This window comes from Candidatus Streptomyces philanthi, assembly GCF_059553635.1.
Genome location: NZ_JCANQV010000014.1, coordinates 21,740 through 37,730 on the forward strand (window position 1 = coordinate 21,740; position 15,991 = coordinate 37,730).

Here is a 15,991-nt window from a genome sequence, read left to right on the forward strand (position 1 = left end):
GAGCACGGCAACCACGTACCGACCGGTCACGCCCCCACACCGGCCGGCCTTCGAACACGCCCTGCCAGGCACCCGCCCACAACAACCGCGCCCAGCGCCCCGAACACCAACCAGCCGCACCCCACCGCCCCCTACACCCCCACCTCCCAACCAGCCAACTCCCCCCGAGTACCGAACCGAGGCCCCAGTGGGCCGAACAGCGGTGCCAGGACAAGGTGGGCCGCGCCGTCCGCCACCGTGCGTGTGCCTCCCGGTGCGGGGATGACTTCGGGGGCGGGGCGACCGCGAGTGGCGGCCTGGGTGGTCAGGTCGTGGGTCGTGGCGCGGAGGAACGTCTCGGGGTGTTCGCGTAGGGTGCGGCCGCCCAGGAGGACACGGTCGAGGTCCAGGAGTTCCACGAGGTTGGCGGCGCCGACGGCCAGGGCGCGGGCCGCGGTGTCCGGGTCGCCGTCCGCCATCGCCGCCAGGCACAGCGCCTCCAGGCAGCCGCGGCGTCCGCAGGCGCACGGCGGGCCGTCCAGTTGGACGACCTGGTGGCCGAATTCGCCGGCCCCGGTGCGCGGGCCCCGGTGGAGCGTGCCGTCGAGGACCAGTCCGGCGCCCAGGCCCGTGCCCAGGTGCAGATAGGCGAACGAGGCGTCGTCGGGCGCGTCGCGGGTCAGGCCGAGGGCGGCGGCGTTGGTGTCCTTGTCGAGGACGACGGGCAGGCCGAGCCGGTCGGCGAGCGCGTCGCGCAACGGGTAGCCGTCCCACTGGGGGGCGCCGGTCACGCGGTGCAGTACCCCGGTGTGGTGGTCGAGCGGTCCGGGGCAGGCCACGCCGACGCCCAGGACCTCGAACGCGCCGGCCTCCTCGCGTACCGCGGCGACCTCGCGGGCGGCGGTGTCCAGGACCGGGTTGGCGCCCGCGCCGAAGGCGAGCGGGGCGTGGCGGACGGCGACCGGTTCGCCCGTGAGGTCGGTGAGGACGGCGGTGAGGAAGTCGCGGTCGAGGTGCAGTCCTATGGCGTGGCGGGCGCCGGGGACCAAACGCAGGACGGCCGGGGGTTTGCCGCCCGTCGAGGCGCGGCGGCCGGCCTCGGCGGCCAGGCCCGCGGCCCGCAGCCGTGCGGTGATCTTGCCGACGGCCTGGGGGGTCAGGCCGGTGGCCGTGGCGAGCTCCGGTCTGCTGACGCCCTCGCCGCCCGCGTCCCGCAGCAGGCCGAGGACCAGGGCGGCGTTGTGGTCCCGCAGGGCGGGGAGGTTGGCTCCGGGCGCGCCGGCCCGGCGGAGGGGGCTGCGGTGACTGGCCGTGGTGTTCACGCTCCCATTGTCCCCGGCCCTTGCGCTTATGAAACACTGTTGCTTAAGTGGGTGCATGCGTACCTCCACCGGCTCCCCGTCCGCCGCCCGCGACCCGCTCCGCGTCGGCCTGATCGGTTACGGACTGGCGGGTTCGGTCTTCCACGCCCCCTTGATCGCCACCACCGAAGGCCTCCGCCTCGACACGGTCGCGACCGGCAACCCGGACCGTCAGGCGCAGGCCCGCGCCGAGCACCCCGGGGTACGTACGGTCGCCACGGCCGAGGCGGTCCTCGACCGTGCCGCCTCGCTCGACCTCATCGTGCTGGCGACGCCCAACAAGACGCATGTGCCGCTCGCCACCGCCGCGCTGGAGGCCGGGGTGCCGGTCGTCGTCGACAAGCCGCTCGCCGCGACGGCCGCCGAGGCCGAACGGCTCGCCGTGCTCGCCGACGCCCGCGGCCTGCTGCTCTCGGTCTTCCAGAACCGCCGCTGGGACAACGACTTCCGTACGGTGCGCAAGCTGGTCGAGGACGGCGCGCTCGGCGAGGTGCTGCGGTTCGAGTCGCGGTTCGAGCGGTGGCGGCCGCGCCCCAAGGGCGGCTGGCGCGAGTCGGGCGACCCGGCCGAGATCGGCGGACTGCTCTACGACCTCGGCAGCCATCTCGCCGACCAGGCGCTGACCCTCTTCGGCCCGGCCGCCTCGGTCTACGCCGAGTCCGACGTCCGCCGTCCGGGCGCGGAGGCGGACGACGACACCTTCATCGCCGTCACCCACACCTCCGGGGTCCGCTCCCATCTGTGGGTGAGCGCCACCGCCGCCCAGCTCGGGCCGCGGTTCCGGGTACTGGGCAGTGCGGCGGGCTTCGTGAAGTACGGCCTCGACCCGCAGGAGGCCGCGCTCCGCGAGGGCCTGCGGCCCGGTGCCGACGGGGTGGCCTGGGGCGTGGAGCCCCGGGAGTGCTGGGGCCGGTTGGGCGCCGGGGAGTCCCCGCTGACGGGCGGCGGCGCGCCGGTGGAGACCCTGCCCGGCGACTACCCCGCCTACTACGCGGCCGTCGCCCGCGCCCTGCGCGACGGCGGACGGCCACCGGTGACGGCACGGGAGGCCGCTGCGGCCCTGCGCGTTCTGGAGGCGGCGAAGCGTTCGGCGGCGGAGGGGCGTACGGTCCCGATCGCGGCGGAGGGGAGTTCCGTCCCGGTTGGCGGCGAGGGCTGAGGGCGGGAGGCTGGGTCTGTTCGGACGCGCGGCGGAGGAGCGGGCAGCGCTGGGCGTACGAGTACAGGGCGCCGGAGCGCTCTCGCGGCGGAGACGGGCGGGGTGGTCGCCGGGCCCCAGGGCACTCCGGTCGGCCCCGCCTCCGGGCAAGACTCCCGCCACCGACGGAGCGTCAGGCACGGACACGAAGCAACAGGCACGGACACGAAAGCGGGCCGGACCGCCACACCGTGCAGGGCGTGGCGGTCCGGGCCCGCGGCGTCCGCAGAGGACGGACGCCATCAGCTGCGTCCGCGATGTGCGGACGCCATCACCCGCGCCTCACGCCACCCGGGCGTCACGGGCGCGGTCGCGATGTCCGGTCCGCCCCAGGGAGCCGACCACGCGGGGTGGCCGGTGCCCTGGGGCGTCGGACGGCCGGTGGAACCGGCGCGTTCAGGGCTCAGCTGGAGCGGCGTTTCCTCGCCAGCAGGACGAGGCCGGCGCCCGCGGCGATGATGACTGCCGCGCCGCCCGCGGCCCAGGGGCTGGTGAGGGCGCCGCTGGTGGCGAGCTGTTCGTCACCACTGTGACCGCCGCCGTCCCAGCCACCGCCCGAGGAACCGCCGTGGCCCCAGCCACCTGAGCCTCCGTCACCCCAGCCGTCGGAGCCTCCGCCGCCCCAGCCACCGGACCCGCCATGGCCCCAGCCACCGGGCGACTCAGAGGAGGGCCAGCCGGTGGGGTGCTTGGTCGGGTGCCCCGTGGGCTCGGTCGGGTGACCGGTGGGTCGTGTCGGGTGGCTCGTGGGCTCGGTGGGACGCTCCGTCGGCCGCGTGGGGCGACTCGTCGGTTCGGTGGGACGCTCCGTCGGCTCCGTCGGACCGGTCGTCGGCTCCGTGGGCCCCCGCGTCGGCCTCGTCGGAGTCGCCGTCGGCGTGGTCGGGGTCGCCGTCGGCGTGGTCGGGGTCGCCGTCGGCGTGGTCGGCGTCGCCGTGGGCGTCGTCGGGGTCGCCGTGGGCGTCGTCGGGCCCGGCGTCGGCTCCGTCGGGGACGGCGTCGGCTCCGTCGGGGTCGCCGTCGGCGTGGTCGGCGTAACGGTCGGGGTCGGTGTCGGGACCTCGGCCCCACAGGACGGGAGATCGCCGTTGAACGGATAGTTGTGGATCTCGGCGCCGGAGGACGAGGTGTGGTCCAGCGAACCGGCGGTGAAGAACCGGCCGTTCATCCCGGGCACGGACACCGTCGTGGTGCTGTTCTGCGGGCCGACGAGGACGGCGCCCTGGAACTGGGCACCGCCCTTGAAGGTGACCGAGGTCGCGTCGGGGAAGTTCCACAGCAGCCGCTCCCGGATGCCCAGGGGCTGGAGGTCGTGGCCGATGTAGGTGCTGATGGTGCGGTTGGTGCCGAGCATGTTGACCAGGACGGTCGCGCCGGCCGGGATGTTCTCGAAGGCGATGCCCTGGTCGCCGCCGGTCGGTGACGCGATGTCGAAGTCGACGTTGAAGACCTGGAGCTGTGAGGTGCCGTCACCGCGGAAGAGGGTCTGGTACCCCTGGTTGACCGCGGTGCCGGTGGCGGGCCGCGAGGCGCCGTCGACGTAGGCGTAGCAGGCGCTCGACGTGGTGAGCTCGGACCGCAGCGCGCGGTAGGGATCGGCGGCCGCGGGGTCGTGCACCGGGGCGGGGATGACGGTGCCGCTCAGGGTCCCGCCGTACCGGACGACGCCGGCGGTGCCGCCCTCCTCGGCGAGCAGCCGCTGGCCCCCGGCGACGGTCAGGTCGCCGCCGACGGTGAGGAAGTCGGAGCCGTTGGGCGGCGGGACCCGCGAACCGACGCCGACCACGCCCACGTTGTAGACGCTGGAGCCGGAGGTCTTGTTCATCGAGAAGTTCCCGATGGTGACGATCTTGCCTTCGGCCTCCGCGGCGGAGCCACCGACCCGGTAGTCACCGCCCACGAAGATGTTGATGTTCTCGTCGTGCCCGGCGATCGGCCCGTTGTTGGGGTCCTGGTACGAGCTCGGGCAGTCCGCTCCCAGGCATGGGCCGAGGCCCCCGGGCAGCGGGTCCGCGAAGACCACGGCGGAGCCGAGGCCGAGCAGCGCGGCGAGGGCGACACCGATAAATGCCGCAAGCCCCGCCTTCAGCAGTTTTTGTCCTTTTCTTGCCATATCAGGAACTATGCTAACTACCCGTATCCGGACATACGCCACTAGATGCGAGTCGCACGATTTTCCCCGTATGTACGTCAGATCGTCACCCAGCGGACGCCGTTCCCCGCCTCACGCGCACACGGCGCCGCTCACGCGTCCGCGGGCCGGTCGCGGAACAGCAGGGCCCGCTCGCAGGCCGTCCAGGCCGTCGTCGTGACCACGTAGAGCCCGGCGGCCAGCGGGAGCACGGCCACCGTGACCAGGGTGACGTAGGACAGCAGCGGCGCCGCTTTCGTGAGCGTGGCGGTGCCGGGCGGCGCGCTGTCCGGGGCGGGCCGGGCGGCCGCCGAGGCACGCGCCCGCCGGACGTTCCACGTCGCGACGGCCGCGACCAGGGCGAACAGCACGAGATAGACCAGGCCGTGCGGACCGAACACCCCGCCGTCGGCGAGGGCGTCGCCCCAGCGTCCGCCGAGCGGCGCGCCCAGCAGGGTGTGGTCGAGCAACGTGCCGCTGCCCTGGGAGAACAGGCGGTACATCAGGTAGAAGACCGGCAGTTGCAGCAGCATCGGCAGGCAGCCGGCCAGCGGCGAGGCGCCCGCCCCGGCGTACAGCTCGGCGGTGGCCCGCCGCAGCCGCTCCGGGTCGTTCCGGTGCTTGCGCCGGAGCGCGGCCATCTGCGGGGCGAGGGCGGCGCGGGTCTTCTCGCCGCGGGCCGCGGCCCGGGCGAGCGGGTGCAGGGCGGCGCGTACGGCGAGGGTGAACAGGACGATGGCGGCGGCGGTGGCCGCGCCGCCGAAGAGCGGGACGAGCAGGGTGGCGGTACGCGTCAGCGTCTCGCCGAGAATGCCGAAAACGGACATGGGTGAGCCCTCCACGGGTCTCGTCGTGCCGGTGCGATGGATCGGCGTGACGAGCCGCGCGGGCGCGGCGGGCAGAGGGAGGACGGCCCCGGAGGGAGACCGGCCGTGCCGCGGTGCGCCTAGGCGGCCGTCGGGAGGGGACGGCCCGGTGCTCGGGGGCGGGGGCGGCCGGCCGCGTCGGGATCGCGTTGCGGCAGGAACGCGGTACGGCGTTCTCGGTCCCGGATCGCGGTACGGACGCGGCCCGGCGGCAGCGGGCGGGCGACGGCCGCGAGGAGGAAGGCGCTGCACAGCAGCAGGACCGCGGCGGTGGTCGCGGCGGCCGTCAGAGCGGTCGTCAGACCGGTCTGGGCGAGGAGGAAGCCGGCGAGGAGGACGAGAACCGCACAGGTGTACAGCCGCCAGGCGTTGACGATGCGGTACATCCGGTCCCTCCCCCCGTGGTGCTCTCCCGTGCGGGCGCGGACGACGGCGCCGGGCGGTCGTCCGCGCCCCAGGGTAACCGTGGAGCGGGGCGGCGGGGAATCGGGGGACGGGTGTGGTCCTCGGGCGCCGGCCCGGGGCGCCGTCCGTCCCCCGTCCCCGCTCACCCCGCCGCGACCGGGGCGGCGGGCTCCGGTTCGCGGCGGGGGAACTCCTCGTCCAGGGCGAGTACGTCCTCGTCCGGCCGGTCGTCGTCGCGGGTGGGCGGGCCGAGCCAGGTGACGGTGAGGGCGACCGCGAGGTTCACGGCGAGGCCGAGGAGGCCGGCGTTGACGCCGCCGACCGGGTCGTGGCCGCTGAACACCAGGGCGCACACCAGAGTGAAGCCGGCCACCAGGCCGCTCACCGCCGCCGTGAGCGTCAACCGCCGCCACACCAGACCCAGCAGCACCATCGGCACCAGTTGCGCCATGCCCTCGTACGAGATCAGGGAGAGGCGGACGAGGGTGGTAGGGGCGAGGTAGGTGAGGAGGAGGGCGAGCGCTCCAGCGACGACCACGATCACCTGGGACCACAGTTTCTGCCGGGACGCCAGACGCGGTACCGCGCCCAGCACGCTCCTCCCCCACATCGTGCCGATGACCAGCATGAACACCGCCATCGGCACGATCGAGGAGAGCGCCGCCGCGGCCCCGATGACGCCAACGGCCCAGGCCGGGAGCGAGTCCACGACCAGTTTGAACAGGGCGAGGTTGGAGTCCGCGCCGGTCAGCCCCGGTACGACGAACAGCGCGGCCATGCCGAGCAGCATCGGCACGAAGAGCAGCACGTTGTAGAAGGGGAGGTAGAGGGCGTTGCGGCGCAGGGTGTCGGCGCTGCGGGCACCGAGGTAGCCCGCGACGGTGGTCGGGAAGATCACCACGGTCAGGGAGTTGACGAGGGTGGTGGTGGCGAACCAGCCCTGGCCCAGGCCGCCCGACTCGTGCCCGGGGAAGGTCAGCCACTGCGGCTTCTCGGCGACGATCCGGTCGAGGAAGGGCCCGAAGCCGTCGAAGTAGTGCAGCGGCACGTAGCAGACGAGGAAGCCGAGGGTGACGATGACCAGGAGGTCCTTGAGGACGGACACCCAGGCGCTGCCGCGCAGCCCGCTGACCACGACGAAGACGGTGGTGACGGCGAAGGCCAGGAAGTAGGCCCAGTTCAGGCTGATCGCCCCGTAGGACACGGTGGAGACGACCACGCCCATGCCGGTGATCTGGAGCTGGATGTACGGCAGCAGGCAGACGGTGGCGAGGAGGGCGACGGCGGTGCCGAGCCAGGGGCGGCGGTAGCGGTGCGCGACGATGTCGGTGATGCCGACCAGGCCGTGCCGCCGGGCGTAGGCCCACAGCATCGGGCCGACGACATAGCCGATGGCGTAGCCGCAGGACATGTAGGCGATGACGTAGAGGACGGGCGCGCCGAAGTTGTAGCCCCAGCCGGCGGCGCCGAGGTAGCTGAAGCTGGTGTAGCTCTCGCCGGCCATCAGGACCCAGATGAAGGCGGTGCCCAGGCTGCGTCCGCCCACGGACCACTCGGTGAGCCCGCCGCCGGCGCCGCGGCCCCGTACGGCGAGCAGACCGAGGACGACGGTGAGCAGCAGGAAGCCGCCGAGGACGGTGGTGGCGACGGCGGCGTTCACGTCCGGCTCCCGTGGCCGTGCCGGAGGTCGCCGCGCCGGGCCAGCCACACCGAGAGGGGGGTGAGGAGGGTGGCCAGCAGCATCCAGAAGAACAGGAAGGGCAGTCCGAGCACGGTCGGCGTCACCCGGTTCACCAGGGGCAGCACCGCCACGAACAGCACATGGGGCAGCAGCAGCCACAGCAGTGCGGGGCGCTTTCGGGGTCCGGGGGAGCTTCCGCCGGAGAACTGGTTTCGCACGTCGGAAAAGCCTAGAGGAGGCGCCCGGAATCCGGGAGGGCGGTCGGGGGCCGGCCACCCGGCGCCCGCGTCCCTCAGCCGCCGAGCAACCGCGAGACGGTGTGGATGCCCAGGCCCGCCAGCGCGCCGACGACCGTGCCGTTGATGCGGATGAACTGGAGGTCCCGTCCGATGTGTGCCTCGATCTTCTTCGAGGTGTGTTCCGCGTCCCAGCCGGCGACGGTCTCGGTGATCAGGGCCGTGATCTCGTGCCGGTACGTCGTGACCACGTAGACGACCGCGCCCTCCAGCCAGCCGTCCACCTTGCCCTGGAGGCGCCCGTCGGCCGACAGGCGGGCGCCGAGGGAGAGCAGCGCGGCCCGTGCGCGGGTCCGCAGTTCGCTGCGCTCGTCCTCGGCCGCCGCCACGATCATGGTGCGGACGGCGCCCCAGGCCGAGGCGATCAGGTCCTGCACCTCGGCGCGGCCGAGGACCTCCGACTTCAGGCGCTCCACCCGGGCGCGGGTCTCCCGGTCGGTGCGCAGGTCCGCCGCGAAGTCGGTGAGGAAGCGGTCCACGGCGCCGCGGGCCGGGTGGTCGGGCATGTCCCGCATCTCCGTGACGAAGCGCAGCAGCTCCTTGTAGACGCGGTCGCCGACCTTGCGGTCCACGAAGCGGGGGGTCCAGCCGGGGGCGCCGCCGGAGACCGCGGCCATGACGGAGTCGGCGTGCAGGACCAGCCAGTCGTGGGCGCGGGCGCAGACCAGGTCGACCAGCCGGCGGTGGCCGCCGTCGGCGACGACCTTCTCCAGCATGGCGCCCATGCCGGGCGCGATCTCCTGGGCGTCGGCGCGGCGGGTGATCGCCTCGCCGACCACGGCCTGGACGTCGGAGTCCCGCAGGACGGTGAGGGCGCCGCGCAGCGCGGTGGACAGTTCGGCGGTGACGCGGTCGGCGTTCTCGGGCTGCGCGAGCCAGGCACCCAGGCGGCGGCCGATGCCGACCGACCGCAGGCGGCGCCGTACGACCTCGCCGGAGAGGAAGTTCTCGCCGACGAACTCCCCCAGGCTCTCGCCGAGTTGGTCCTTCTTGTGCGGAATGATGGCGGTGTGCGGGATGGGGATTCCCAGGGGGTGTTTGAACAGCGCGGTCACCGCGAACCAGTCGGCCAGCGCGCCGACCATCCCGGCCTCCGCGGCGGCCGCGACGTATCCCGTCCAGGCGCCGGCGCCGGAGGCACCCGCCCAGGTCGCCAGCACGTAGATCACGGCGACGCCCAGCAGCAGGCCGGTGGCCAGCGTCTTCATCCGCCGTACGCCGCGCCGCTTCTCCTCGTCGGCGGCGCTGTGGGCGAAGCCCGTGGCCGGGCCGGTCGCCGCTGCCGTGTCCGTCTGCGTGCGTTCCACCGTTCTTCCGTTCCCGCCGTGCCCCCGCCGCCGCGGCCCGGTGCCGCGCGGCGGGACCGGCGCTGCCGTCCCCCGTACATCCGGCCGGTTGCGGCCGTATGTCCCACTGTGACCTACTCCTGGAACCGTTCGTGAGTTCCCCTGTGTCCCCGGGGCGGCCCCGGGGTGCCGACGGGGCCCGCCGTCCGCCATGGGATCATGAGCGATCGACCGGGGCGGCGACGGCGCCGCTCGGGGCCGGACGCGGGCGCGCCGTCCGGCCGTCCCTGCCCGCCAGGAGCCGTCGCTCCGCAGTTTCCAGGAGATCCCTCCCGCATGAAGAAGAGTGCCGGGTACGCGTTGCTCGCCGGTCTCGCGGCGGTGGTGGTGCTGGTCTCGACCGCGATCCTCGCCGGGTTCGGCGGCCGGGGCGGCGACCGGGGCACGGCCGGGCACTCCGCGCGCGGCCCGGCGGCCCCGGCGGCGACCGGGAAGTGGGTCGGGACGTGGTCGGCCTCGGCGGCGGCCCCGGAGCCGGGGACGGCGGACGGCTACGCGGGCAGCTCCCTGCGCAATGTCGTGCACACCAGCATCGGCGGCACCAGCGCCCGTATCCAGCTCTCCAATCTCTTCGGTACCCGCCCGCTGCCCGTGACCCATGCCTCCCTGGCGCTCGCCGCGGCCCCGGGCAATCCCACGGCGGCGGCCGGGACGATGCGCCGGCTGACGTTCGGCGGGCAGAGTTCCGTGACCGTCCCCGCGGGCGGCGCGATCACCAGCGACCCGGTGCGCCTGGCCGTCCCGCCCGCCGCCGACCTCCTGGTCACGACGTACTCCCCCACCCCGTCCGGCCCCGTCACCTACCACCCCCACGCCCGGCAGACCTCCTACATGGCGCACGGCGACCGTACGGAGGACACCAGCGGCGTCGCGTACACCGGGCAGAGCCCGTACTGGCGCTATCTGACCGGTGTGGACGTGTGGAGCGACGAGGCGCAGGGCGCGGTGGTGGCGCTGGGCGACTCGATAACCGACGGCATCACCTCCACCGCCGGCGCCAACGAGCGCTGGACCGACCATCTCGCCGCCCGGCTGCGCACCGAGCCCGGCGCGCCCCGTTACGGCGTCCTCAACCAGGGCATCAGCGGCAACCGCCTGCTCCTCGACGGCGGCCGCTCCCCCAACCACGGCCCCAGCATGCTCTCGCGGGTGGAGCGGGACGCGTTCTCCCGGGCGGGGGTGCGGGCGGTGGTCGTCGAGGTCGGCGTCAACGACCTCCTCAAGCGGCCCCACCAGCTCGACGCGCGGAAGGTCGTCGCGGGGATGCGGCGGCTCGTCGCCGAGGCGCACACCCGGGGGCTGCGGGTCACGGGCGGCACGATCACCCCGGTCGCCGGGCACCGCGGCTGGTCCCCGGAGCTGGAGGCGGTCCGCGAGGAGATCAACCGGACCATCCGCTCCGGGACGGTCTTCGACGCGGTCGTGGACTTCGACCGGGCGCTGCGCGATCCCCTGCGGCCGCGGTGGCTGCGCCCGTCGTACGACTCGGGCGACCATCTCCACCCCAGCGACGCGGGCTACCGCGCGATGGCCCGCGCGCTCGACCTGGACGACCTCAAGGGGCCGGTGCCCGCCGCGCTGTGAGGCCCTAGGCGGACGCGCCGGCGTAGAGCCGGGCGATGACGTCCTCGATGTCCGGTTCGCGCACCGACAGGTCGACCAGCGGGTAGCGTTCGGCGACCGCCGCCACCAGGGGCGCCGCGCTGCGGTCGGCGGGGAAGGCCAGCCACTGGCGCGGCCCCGACACCTTGACCGTGCGGGCGCCGGGTACCTCGATGGGCGGCAGTTCGCGTTCCAGGTCGACCACGAGGGTGCGTTCGCCGTCGCCGGCCTCCCGGAGCCCGGTGAGCTGCCCGTCGTAGACCAGGCGGCCGTGGTCGATCACCATGACCCGGCGGCAGAGCTGTTCGATGTCGGTGAGGTCGTGGGTGGTCAGCAGGACGGTGGTGCCCTGTTCGTCGTTGACCTGCCGCAGGAAGGAGCGGACCTTGGCCTTGCTGGTGACGTCGAGGCCGATGGTCGGCTCGTCCAGGTAGAGCACCTCGGGGTCGTGGAGCAGCGCCGCCGCGATGTCGCCGCGCATCCGCTGCCCGAGGGAGAGCTGCCGTACGGGGACGTCCAGCAGCGGTGCCAGGTCGAGCAGTTCCACGCAGCGTTCGAAGTTGGCGCGGAAGACGGTGTCCGGGACCCGGTACATGCGGCGGACCAGGGCGTACGAGTCCTTGAGCGGCAGGTCCCACCAGAGGGTGGTGCGCTGGCCGAAGACGACGCCGATGCGGCGGGCGAGGCGGGTGCGCTCGCGGGAGGGGTCGATGCCGGCGACCCGCAGCCGTCCGCCGCTGGGCATCAGAATGCCCGTCAGCATCTTGATGGTGGTGGACTTCCCGGCGCCGTTGGGGCCGATGTAGCCGACCATCTCGCCGCGCGGGACGGTGAACGTCAGGGTGTCCACCGCCCGCACCTCCTCGCGCACCCGCCGCAGCCGGCCCGCCTTGCGACGTACCGAGAAGACCTTCTCGACGCCGTCCACCTCGATCAGCCGGTCGTCCGCGCCGCTCACCGTCGTCTCCTCCTGTCCTTACGGGTCATGTCGTGCCGTCAGCTTCCCGTGCTCCGGTACGCGCGGACGCCGTGGCGCCAGGCCAGTCCCGCCGCCGCGCACATCACCGCGGCCACCGCGGGTCCCATGAAGTCCACCCAGCCCGGCAGCCCCAGCGGATCGTCGTGCCCCAGCAGCCGCAGTGCGGGCAGCCAGTTGACGAAGGCGAGCGGGACGACGAAGGTGACGCCGCGCACCAGTTCCTTCGCGAACACCGTCGGCGGGTACTGGAGCAGGGTGGTGCCGCCGTAGGTGAAGGAGTTCTGGACCTCGGCCGCGTCCTGGGCCCAGAACTGGAAGGCCGCGCCGAAGGTGAAGACGGCGCCGAAGATCGCCGCCCCGCACACCAGCATCAGCGGCACCATCAGGACCCGGCCCGCGGTCCAGTCCACGTCGAGGCGGGACAGCGCCCAGCCGAGCACCAGCACGCCCTGGACGATCCGGCCCAGCCGGCGCAGCGCGAAGCGGTCGGCGGCGAGCTGGGCGAAGACCGGGGCGGGGCGCAGCAGCAGGGTGTCGAGCGTGCCGTCGCGCACGCGCGCCCCGAGCCGTTCGGTGTTGCCCAGCAGCAGGTCGGCCAGGCCCAGGGAGACGGCGGAGGTGCCGTAGAGGAAGGCGATCTCGGGAAGCGAGAAGCCGCCGAGCGCGTCGATGTGGGAGAACATCAGCAGGATCGCGACGAAGTCCAGGCCGCTCGCGACGAAGTTCCCGGCCGCCATCATCACGAACGAGGCGCGGTAGGTGAGCGTCGACCGTATCCACATCCGGGCGACCAGCCCGTAGACCCGCAGTCCCTGGGCGGCCACCGCGATCCGGCCCATCGGGCGGTCCGCGAAGACCGTGCGCCGTTCCTCCCGTACGGGGTCATCCACCCTGCACCACCACCTTCCGGGTGGCCGCCCGCTGCACCAGCCGTCCCAGTGCCAGCAGCGCCACCGCCCAGCCCGCCTGGAACAGCAGTCCTGTCACGAGGGCGCCGCCGGTGCGGACGCCCAGCAGTACGTCGGCCGGGACCTGGAGCATCGCCGCCCACGGCAGCAGTTGCACGATCTCGCCGAACTCCCCGGGGAAGACCCGCAGCGGCAGCAGCATCCCGGAGAAGAACAGGGTGGCCAGGCTGCTGACCATGGCCAGGCCCGAGCCGTCGAGCAGCCAGAAGGAGGCCAGCGCGACGAGATAACGCACCCCGAAGCTCACCACCACCCCCAGCAGCACCGACACCAGGAACAGCAGCCAGGTCACCGGGTCGGCGGGCAGGGCGAGGGAGAAGAAGCAGGCGCCCACCGCCATCGGCACCACCCCGCGGCCGAGCAGCTGGAACCCGGCCCGGCCGAGGTCCGCGGCCAGCCACCACAGCTGGAGGTCGGCGGGGCGGTAGAGGTCGACGGCGACATCGCCGGTGCGGATGCGTTCCTGGAGCTCGTCCAGGCCGCCGAACAGCAGCGCGGACGCCGCGAGCAGGGCCTGCCCGGTCCAGACGAAGGTGAGTGCCTGTGCCTGGTCGTAGCCGCCGAGGTGGGGGCGTTCGTGCCACAGGGCGATGTAGGTGAAGGCGACGATGAAGCCGAAGACGGTGTTGGTGAAGACGCCGGCCATCGTGGCGGCGCGGTACGTGGCGTACCGCCGGAATCCGCCGGCCGTCACCGCTGCGTACACCACGTGCGTGCTCCCCTCCCCTGGTCCGTGGGACGCCGCGCGCCGGGCGGCTTCCCGTGGCGCGGCACAAAGGTCCGGAGCCTAGCGGGGCGGGCGGCGCGGGCGCCACGCCTTTTTCACCCGGCCGGGTGTGCGGGCGGCACCGATCAGCCGATCACGGAGCGGTTACGGGTGCGCGCCGACGCGCCGGGGCGGATCGGATGATGCGACAGTTCTTATCGGACGAGAGGCTTTTATCGGACGAGCGTTTTAGTTCCGGATGAGATCCACTTGTTCTGGCGTACCGCGCGAATCATGCGTAACGCCCGTAACACCTGACGTCAGCCACCGATCCGCCGCGGTACCACCCCCGGCGTCGGCCGAGGAGTCCCACCAGACATGAGCGACGCTCCCCAGCAGCACGGCACCGAGGGCCGCAGGGCCGGGAAGGGCAGGAGGACCCGTCCCCGGCGCCGCGTCCTGCGCGTGTGCCTCGGCGCCCTGCTGCTGTCCCTGCTGGCCCTCACGGGGGCCCTGGTCGCCGGCTACCTCCTCGTCGGCATCCCCCCGGCCAACGAGTCCGCCGAGGCACAGACCAATGTCTACCTCTACGCCGACGGCACCGAACTGGCCCGCGACGGCGACGTCAACCGCGAGAACATCGCCCTGCGCCAGGTCCCCAAGAGCGTCCAGCGCGCCGTCCTGGCCGCCGAGGACCGCGACTTCTACACCGAGTCGGCGGTGGACCCGGCCGCGATGGTCCGCGCCGGCTGGAACACCCTCACCGGCAAGGGCAAGCAGTCCGGCTCGACCATCACCCAGCAGTACGTCAAGAACTACTACCTGGCGCAGGAGCAGACCCTCACCCGCAAGGTCAAGGAGTTCTTCATCGCCATCAAGCTGGACCGCGAGGCGAGCAAGGACGAGATCCTGGAGGGCTACCTCAACACCAGCTACTACGGCCGCAACGCCTACGGCATCCAGGCCGCCGCCCACGCCTACTACGGCAAGGACGCCGCGCACCTGACCACCGCCGAGGGCGCCTACCTCGCGTCCCTGCTCAACGCGCCCAGCGTCTACGACCTCACCGCGCACCCCGAGAACCGGCAGCGCGTCCTGGCCCGCTGGCACTACGTCCTCGACGGCATGGTGTCGCAGAAGTGGCTCACCAGGTCCGAACGGGACGCCATGAAGTTCCCCAAGCCCACCAACCACAAGGCCCCCACCGGCCTCTCCGGCCAGCGCGGCTACCTCGTCGAGGCCGTCAAGACCTACCTCGCCGACCACGACATCCTCGACGAACGCGCCCTCCAGGCCGGCGGCCACCGCATCACCACCACCTTCGACAAGCGCCGCCAGGACGCCCTCGTCAAGGCCGTCGACACCCGGCTGCGCGACCGGCTCAGCGACGACCGGAAGGTCGACTCCTACGTCCGGGCCGGCGCCGCCTCCGTCGACCCGGCGACCGGCAAGGTCGTCGCCATGTACGGCGGGACCGACTACGCCAAGCAGTACGTCAACGGCGCCACCCGCCGCGACTACCAGGTCGGCTCCGTCTTCAAGCCGATCGTCTTCGCCTCCGCCGTCGAGAACAACGCCACCACCCAGGGCGGCGTCCCGATCACCGCCAACACCGTCTACGACGGCACCAACAAACGCATGACCCTCACCCGCGGCGGCACCCCCACCGGCTTCGCGCCCGCCAACGAGGACGACCGCTCCTACGGTCAGATCCCCGTCACCGACGCCATGGACAAGTCCGTCAACGCGGTCTTCGCCCAGATGGGCATCGACGTCGGCCCCGACCGCGTCAAGAAGACCGCCGTCGCCCTCGGCATCCCCGAGAGCACCCCCAGCCTCGCCACCTCCCAGGGCGCCGTCTCCCTCGGCACCGCGACCCCCAGCGTGCTCGACATGGCCCAGGTGTACGCCACCTTCGCGCACCACGGGAAGCAGCGGCCCTACACCCTCGTCGAGGCGGTCTCCCGCAACGGCGAGGACATCGAACTGCCCCGGCGCGCCGAACACACCGCCGTGGGCCGCAGCGCCGCCGACACCACCACCGCCGTCCTGCGCGGGGTCGTCGACGGCGGCACCGGCACCGCCGCGCAGGCCGCCGGGCGGCCCGCAGCCGGCAAGACCGGCACCGCCGAGGACGACAAGGCCGCCTGGTTCGCGGGCTACACCCCCGACCTCGCGACCGTCGTCGCCGTCCTCGGCCAGAACCCGAAGACCGCCCACCAGGAACCGCTCTACGGCGCCGCGGGCCTGCCCCGCGTCAACGGCGGCGGCTTCCCCGCGCAGATCTGGAGCGACTACACCCGGGCCGCCCTCGCCGGGAAGCCGGTACGCGACTTCGACCTGCGCGCGTCGGACGGCGGACCGGTCCAGCAGCCCGTGGACGGCGGCTCCGCCTCGTCCTCCGACGACACCGCCACCCCGGGCGACGAGCCCGCCACCGGGCCGTCGGACACCGCCCCCTCCGACGAGCCCA

General features: G+C 73.4%; 13 protein-coding genes. 3 read left to right on the top strand and 10 right to left on the bottom strand.

Translation table 11 applies throughout. The annotated features are described in order from the left end of the window. Window positions 1–131: 131 nt before the first annotated feature. Window positions 132–1,301 (bottom strand): ROK family protein, encoded by a 1,170-nt coding sequence (locus AC51EU_RS03870; RefSeq protein WP_496265195.1) that lies wholly within the window; start codon window positions 1,299–1,301, stop codon window positions 132–134. A gap of 55 nt (window positions 1,302–1,356) precedes the next feature. Between AC51EU_RS03870 and AC51EU_RS03875 the strand changes: the two genes are divergently transcribed. Continuing rightward, window positions 1,357–2,499 carry a Gfo/Idh/MocA family oxidoreductase gene (locus AC51EU_RS03875; RefSeq protein WP_496265196.1) on the top strand — a complete coding sequence of 381 codons (1,143 nt, stop codon included), beginning with the start codon at window positions 1,357–1,359 and terminating at the stop codon, window positions 2,497–2,499. Window positions 2,500–2,941: 442 nt separating this feature from the next. On the opposite strand, the gene AC51EU_RS03880 is transcribed toward AC51EU_RS03875, so the two are convergent. The 6 genes from AC51EU_RS03880 to AC51EU_RS03905 all read right to left on the bottom strand — a co-directional run bounded on the left by AC51EU_RS03880 (window position 2,942) and on the right by AC51EU_RS03905 (window position 9,416). Continuing rightward, window positions 2,942–4,651: a choice-of-anchor A family protein gene (locus tag AC51EU_RS03880; RefSeq protein WP_496265197.1), complete on the bottom strand. Its 1,710-nt coding sequence runs from the start codon at window positions 4,649–4,651 to the stop codon at window positions 2,942–2,944. Between the two features lie 131 nt (window positions 4,652–4,782). Continuing rightward, the gene (locus AC51EU_RS03885) at window positions 4,783–5,496 is read right to left on the bottom strand and encodes a YidC/Oxa1 family membrane protein insertase (RefSeq protein WP_496265198.1); all 714 of its coding nucleotides are present in this window, start codon (window positions 5,494–5,496) and stop codon (window positions 4,783–4,785) included. 119 nt (window positions 5,497–5,615) lie between these two features. Continuing rightward, window positions 5,616–5,921 (bottom strand): DUF6412 domain-containing protein, encoded by a 306-nt coding sequence (locus tag AC51EU_RS03890; RefSeq protein ID WP_496265199.1) that lies wholly within the window; start codon window positions 5,919–5,921, stop codon window positions 5,616–5,618. 161 nt (window positions 5,922–6,082) lie between these two features. After that, window positions 6,083–7,600, bottom strand: a complete 1,518-nt coding sequence (locus AC51EU_RS03895; protein ID WP_496265200.1) for a sodium:solute symporter family protein — start codon at window positions 7,598–7,600, stop codon at window positions 6,083–6,085. Further along, window positions 7,597–7,839 carry a DUF3311 domain-containing protein gene (locus tag AC51EU_RS03900; protein WP_496265201.1) on the bottom strand — a complete coding sequence of 81 codons (243 nt, stop codon included), beginning with the start codon at window positions 7,837–7,839 and terminating at the stop codon, window positions 7,597–7,599. Before AC51EU_RS03900 ends, AC51EU_RS03895 begins: the two co-directional genes overlap by 4 nt. A gap of 74 nt (window positions 7,840–7,913) precedes the next feature. Continuing rightward, window positions 7,914–9,416: a DUF445 domain-containing protein gene (locus AC51EU_RS03905; protein ID WP_496265202.1), complete on the bottom strand. Its 1,503-nt coding sequence runs from the start codon at window positions 9,414–9,416 to the stop codon at window positions 7,914–7,916. Between the two features lie 123 nt (window positions 9,417–9,539). Between AC51EU_RS03905 and AC51EU_RS03910 the strand changes: the two genes are divergently transcribed. Then, window positions 9,540–10,847 carry an SGNH/GDSL hydrolase family protein gene (locus tag AC51EU_RS03910; protein ID WP_496265203.1) on the top strand — a complete coding sequence of 436 codons (1,308 nt, stop codon included), beginning with the start codon at window positions 9,540–9,542 and terminating at the stop codon, window positions 10,845–10,847. A 4-nt stretch (window positions 10,848–10,851) separates the two neighbouring features. Here the strand turns inward: AC51EU_RS03910 and AC51EU_RS03915 are convergent, their stop codons facing one another. Genes AC51EU_RS03915 through AC51EU_RS03925 form a run of 3 tightly spaced genes read right to left on the bottom strand, consistent with a single transcriptional unit; the run spans window position 10,852 to window position 13,521 of the window. Beyond that, a complete protein-coding gene (locus AC51EU_RS03915) occupies window positions 10,852–11,823 on the bottom strand; it encodes an ABC transporter ATP-binding protein (protein WP_496265204.1) in 972 nt (323 codons plus the stop codon). Between the two features lie 38 nt (window positions 11,824–11,861). After that, window positions 11,862–12,683 carry an ABC transporter permease gene (locus tag AC51EU_RS03920; protein WP_496265207.1) on the bottom strand — a complete coding sequence of 274 codons (822 nt, stop codon included), beginning with the start codon at window positions 12,681–12,683 and terminating at the stop codon, window positions 11,862–11,864. 43 nt (window positions 12,684–12,726) lie between these two features. Next, window positions 12,727–13,521: an ABC transporter permease gene (locus AC51EU_RS03925; RefSeq protein WP_496265205.1), complete on the bottom strand. Its 795-nt coding sequence runs from the start codon at window positions 13,519–13,521 to the stop codon at window positions 12,727–12,729. A 375-nt stretch (window positions 13,522–13,896) separates the two neighbouring features. On the opposite strand from AC51EU_RS03925, the gene AC51EU_RS03930 reads away from it, so the two are divergent. Further along, a partial coding sequence (locus AC51EU_RS03930; RefSeq protein ID WP_496265206.1) for a transglycosylase domain-containing protein occupies window positions 13,897–15,991 on the top strand: 2,095 nt, incomplete at its 3' end.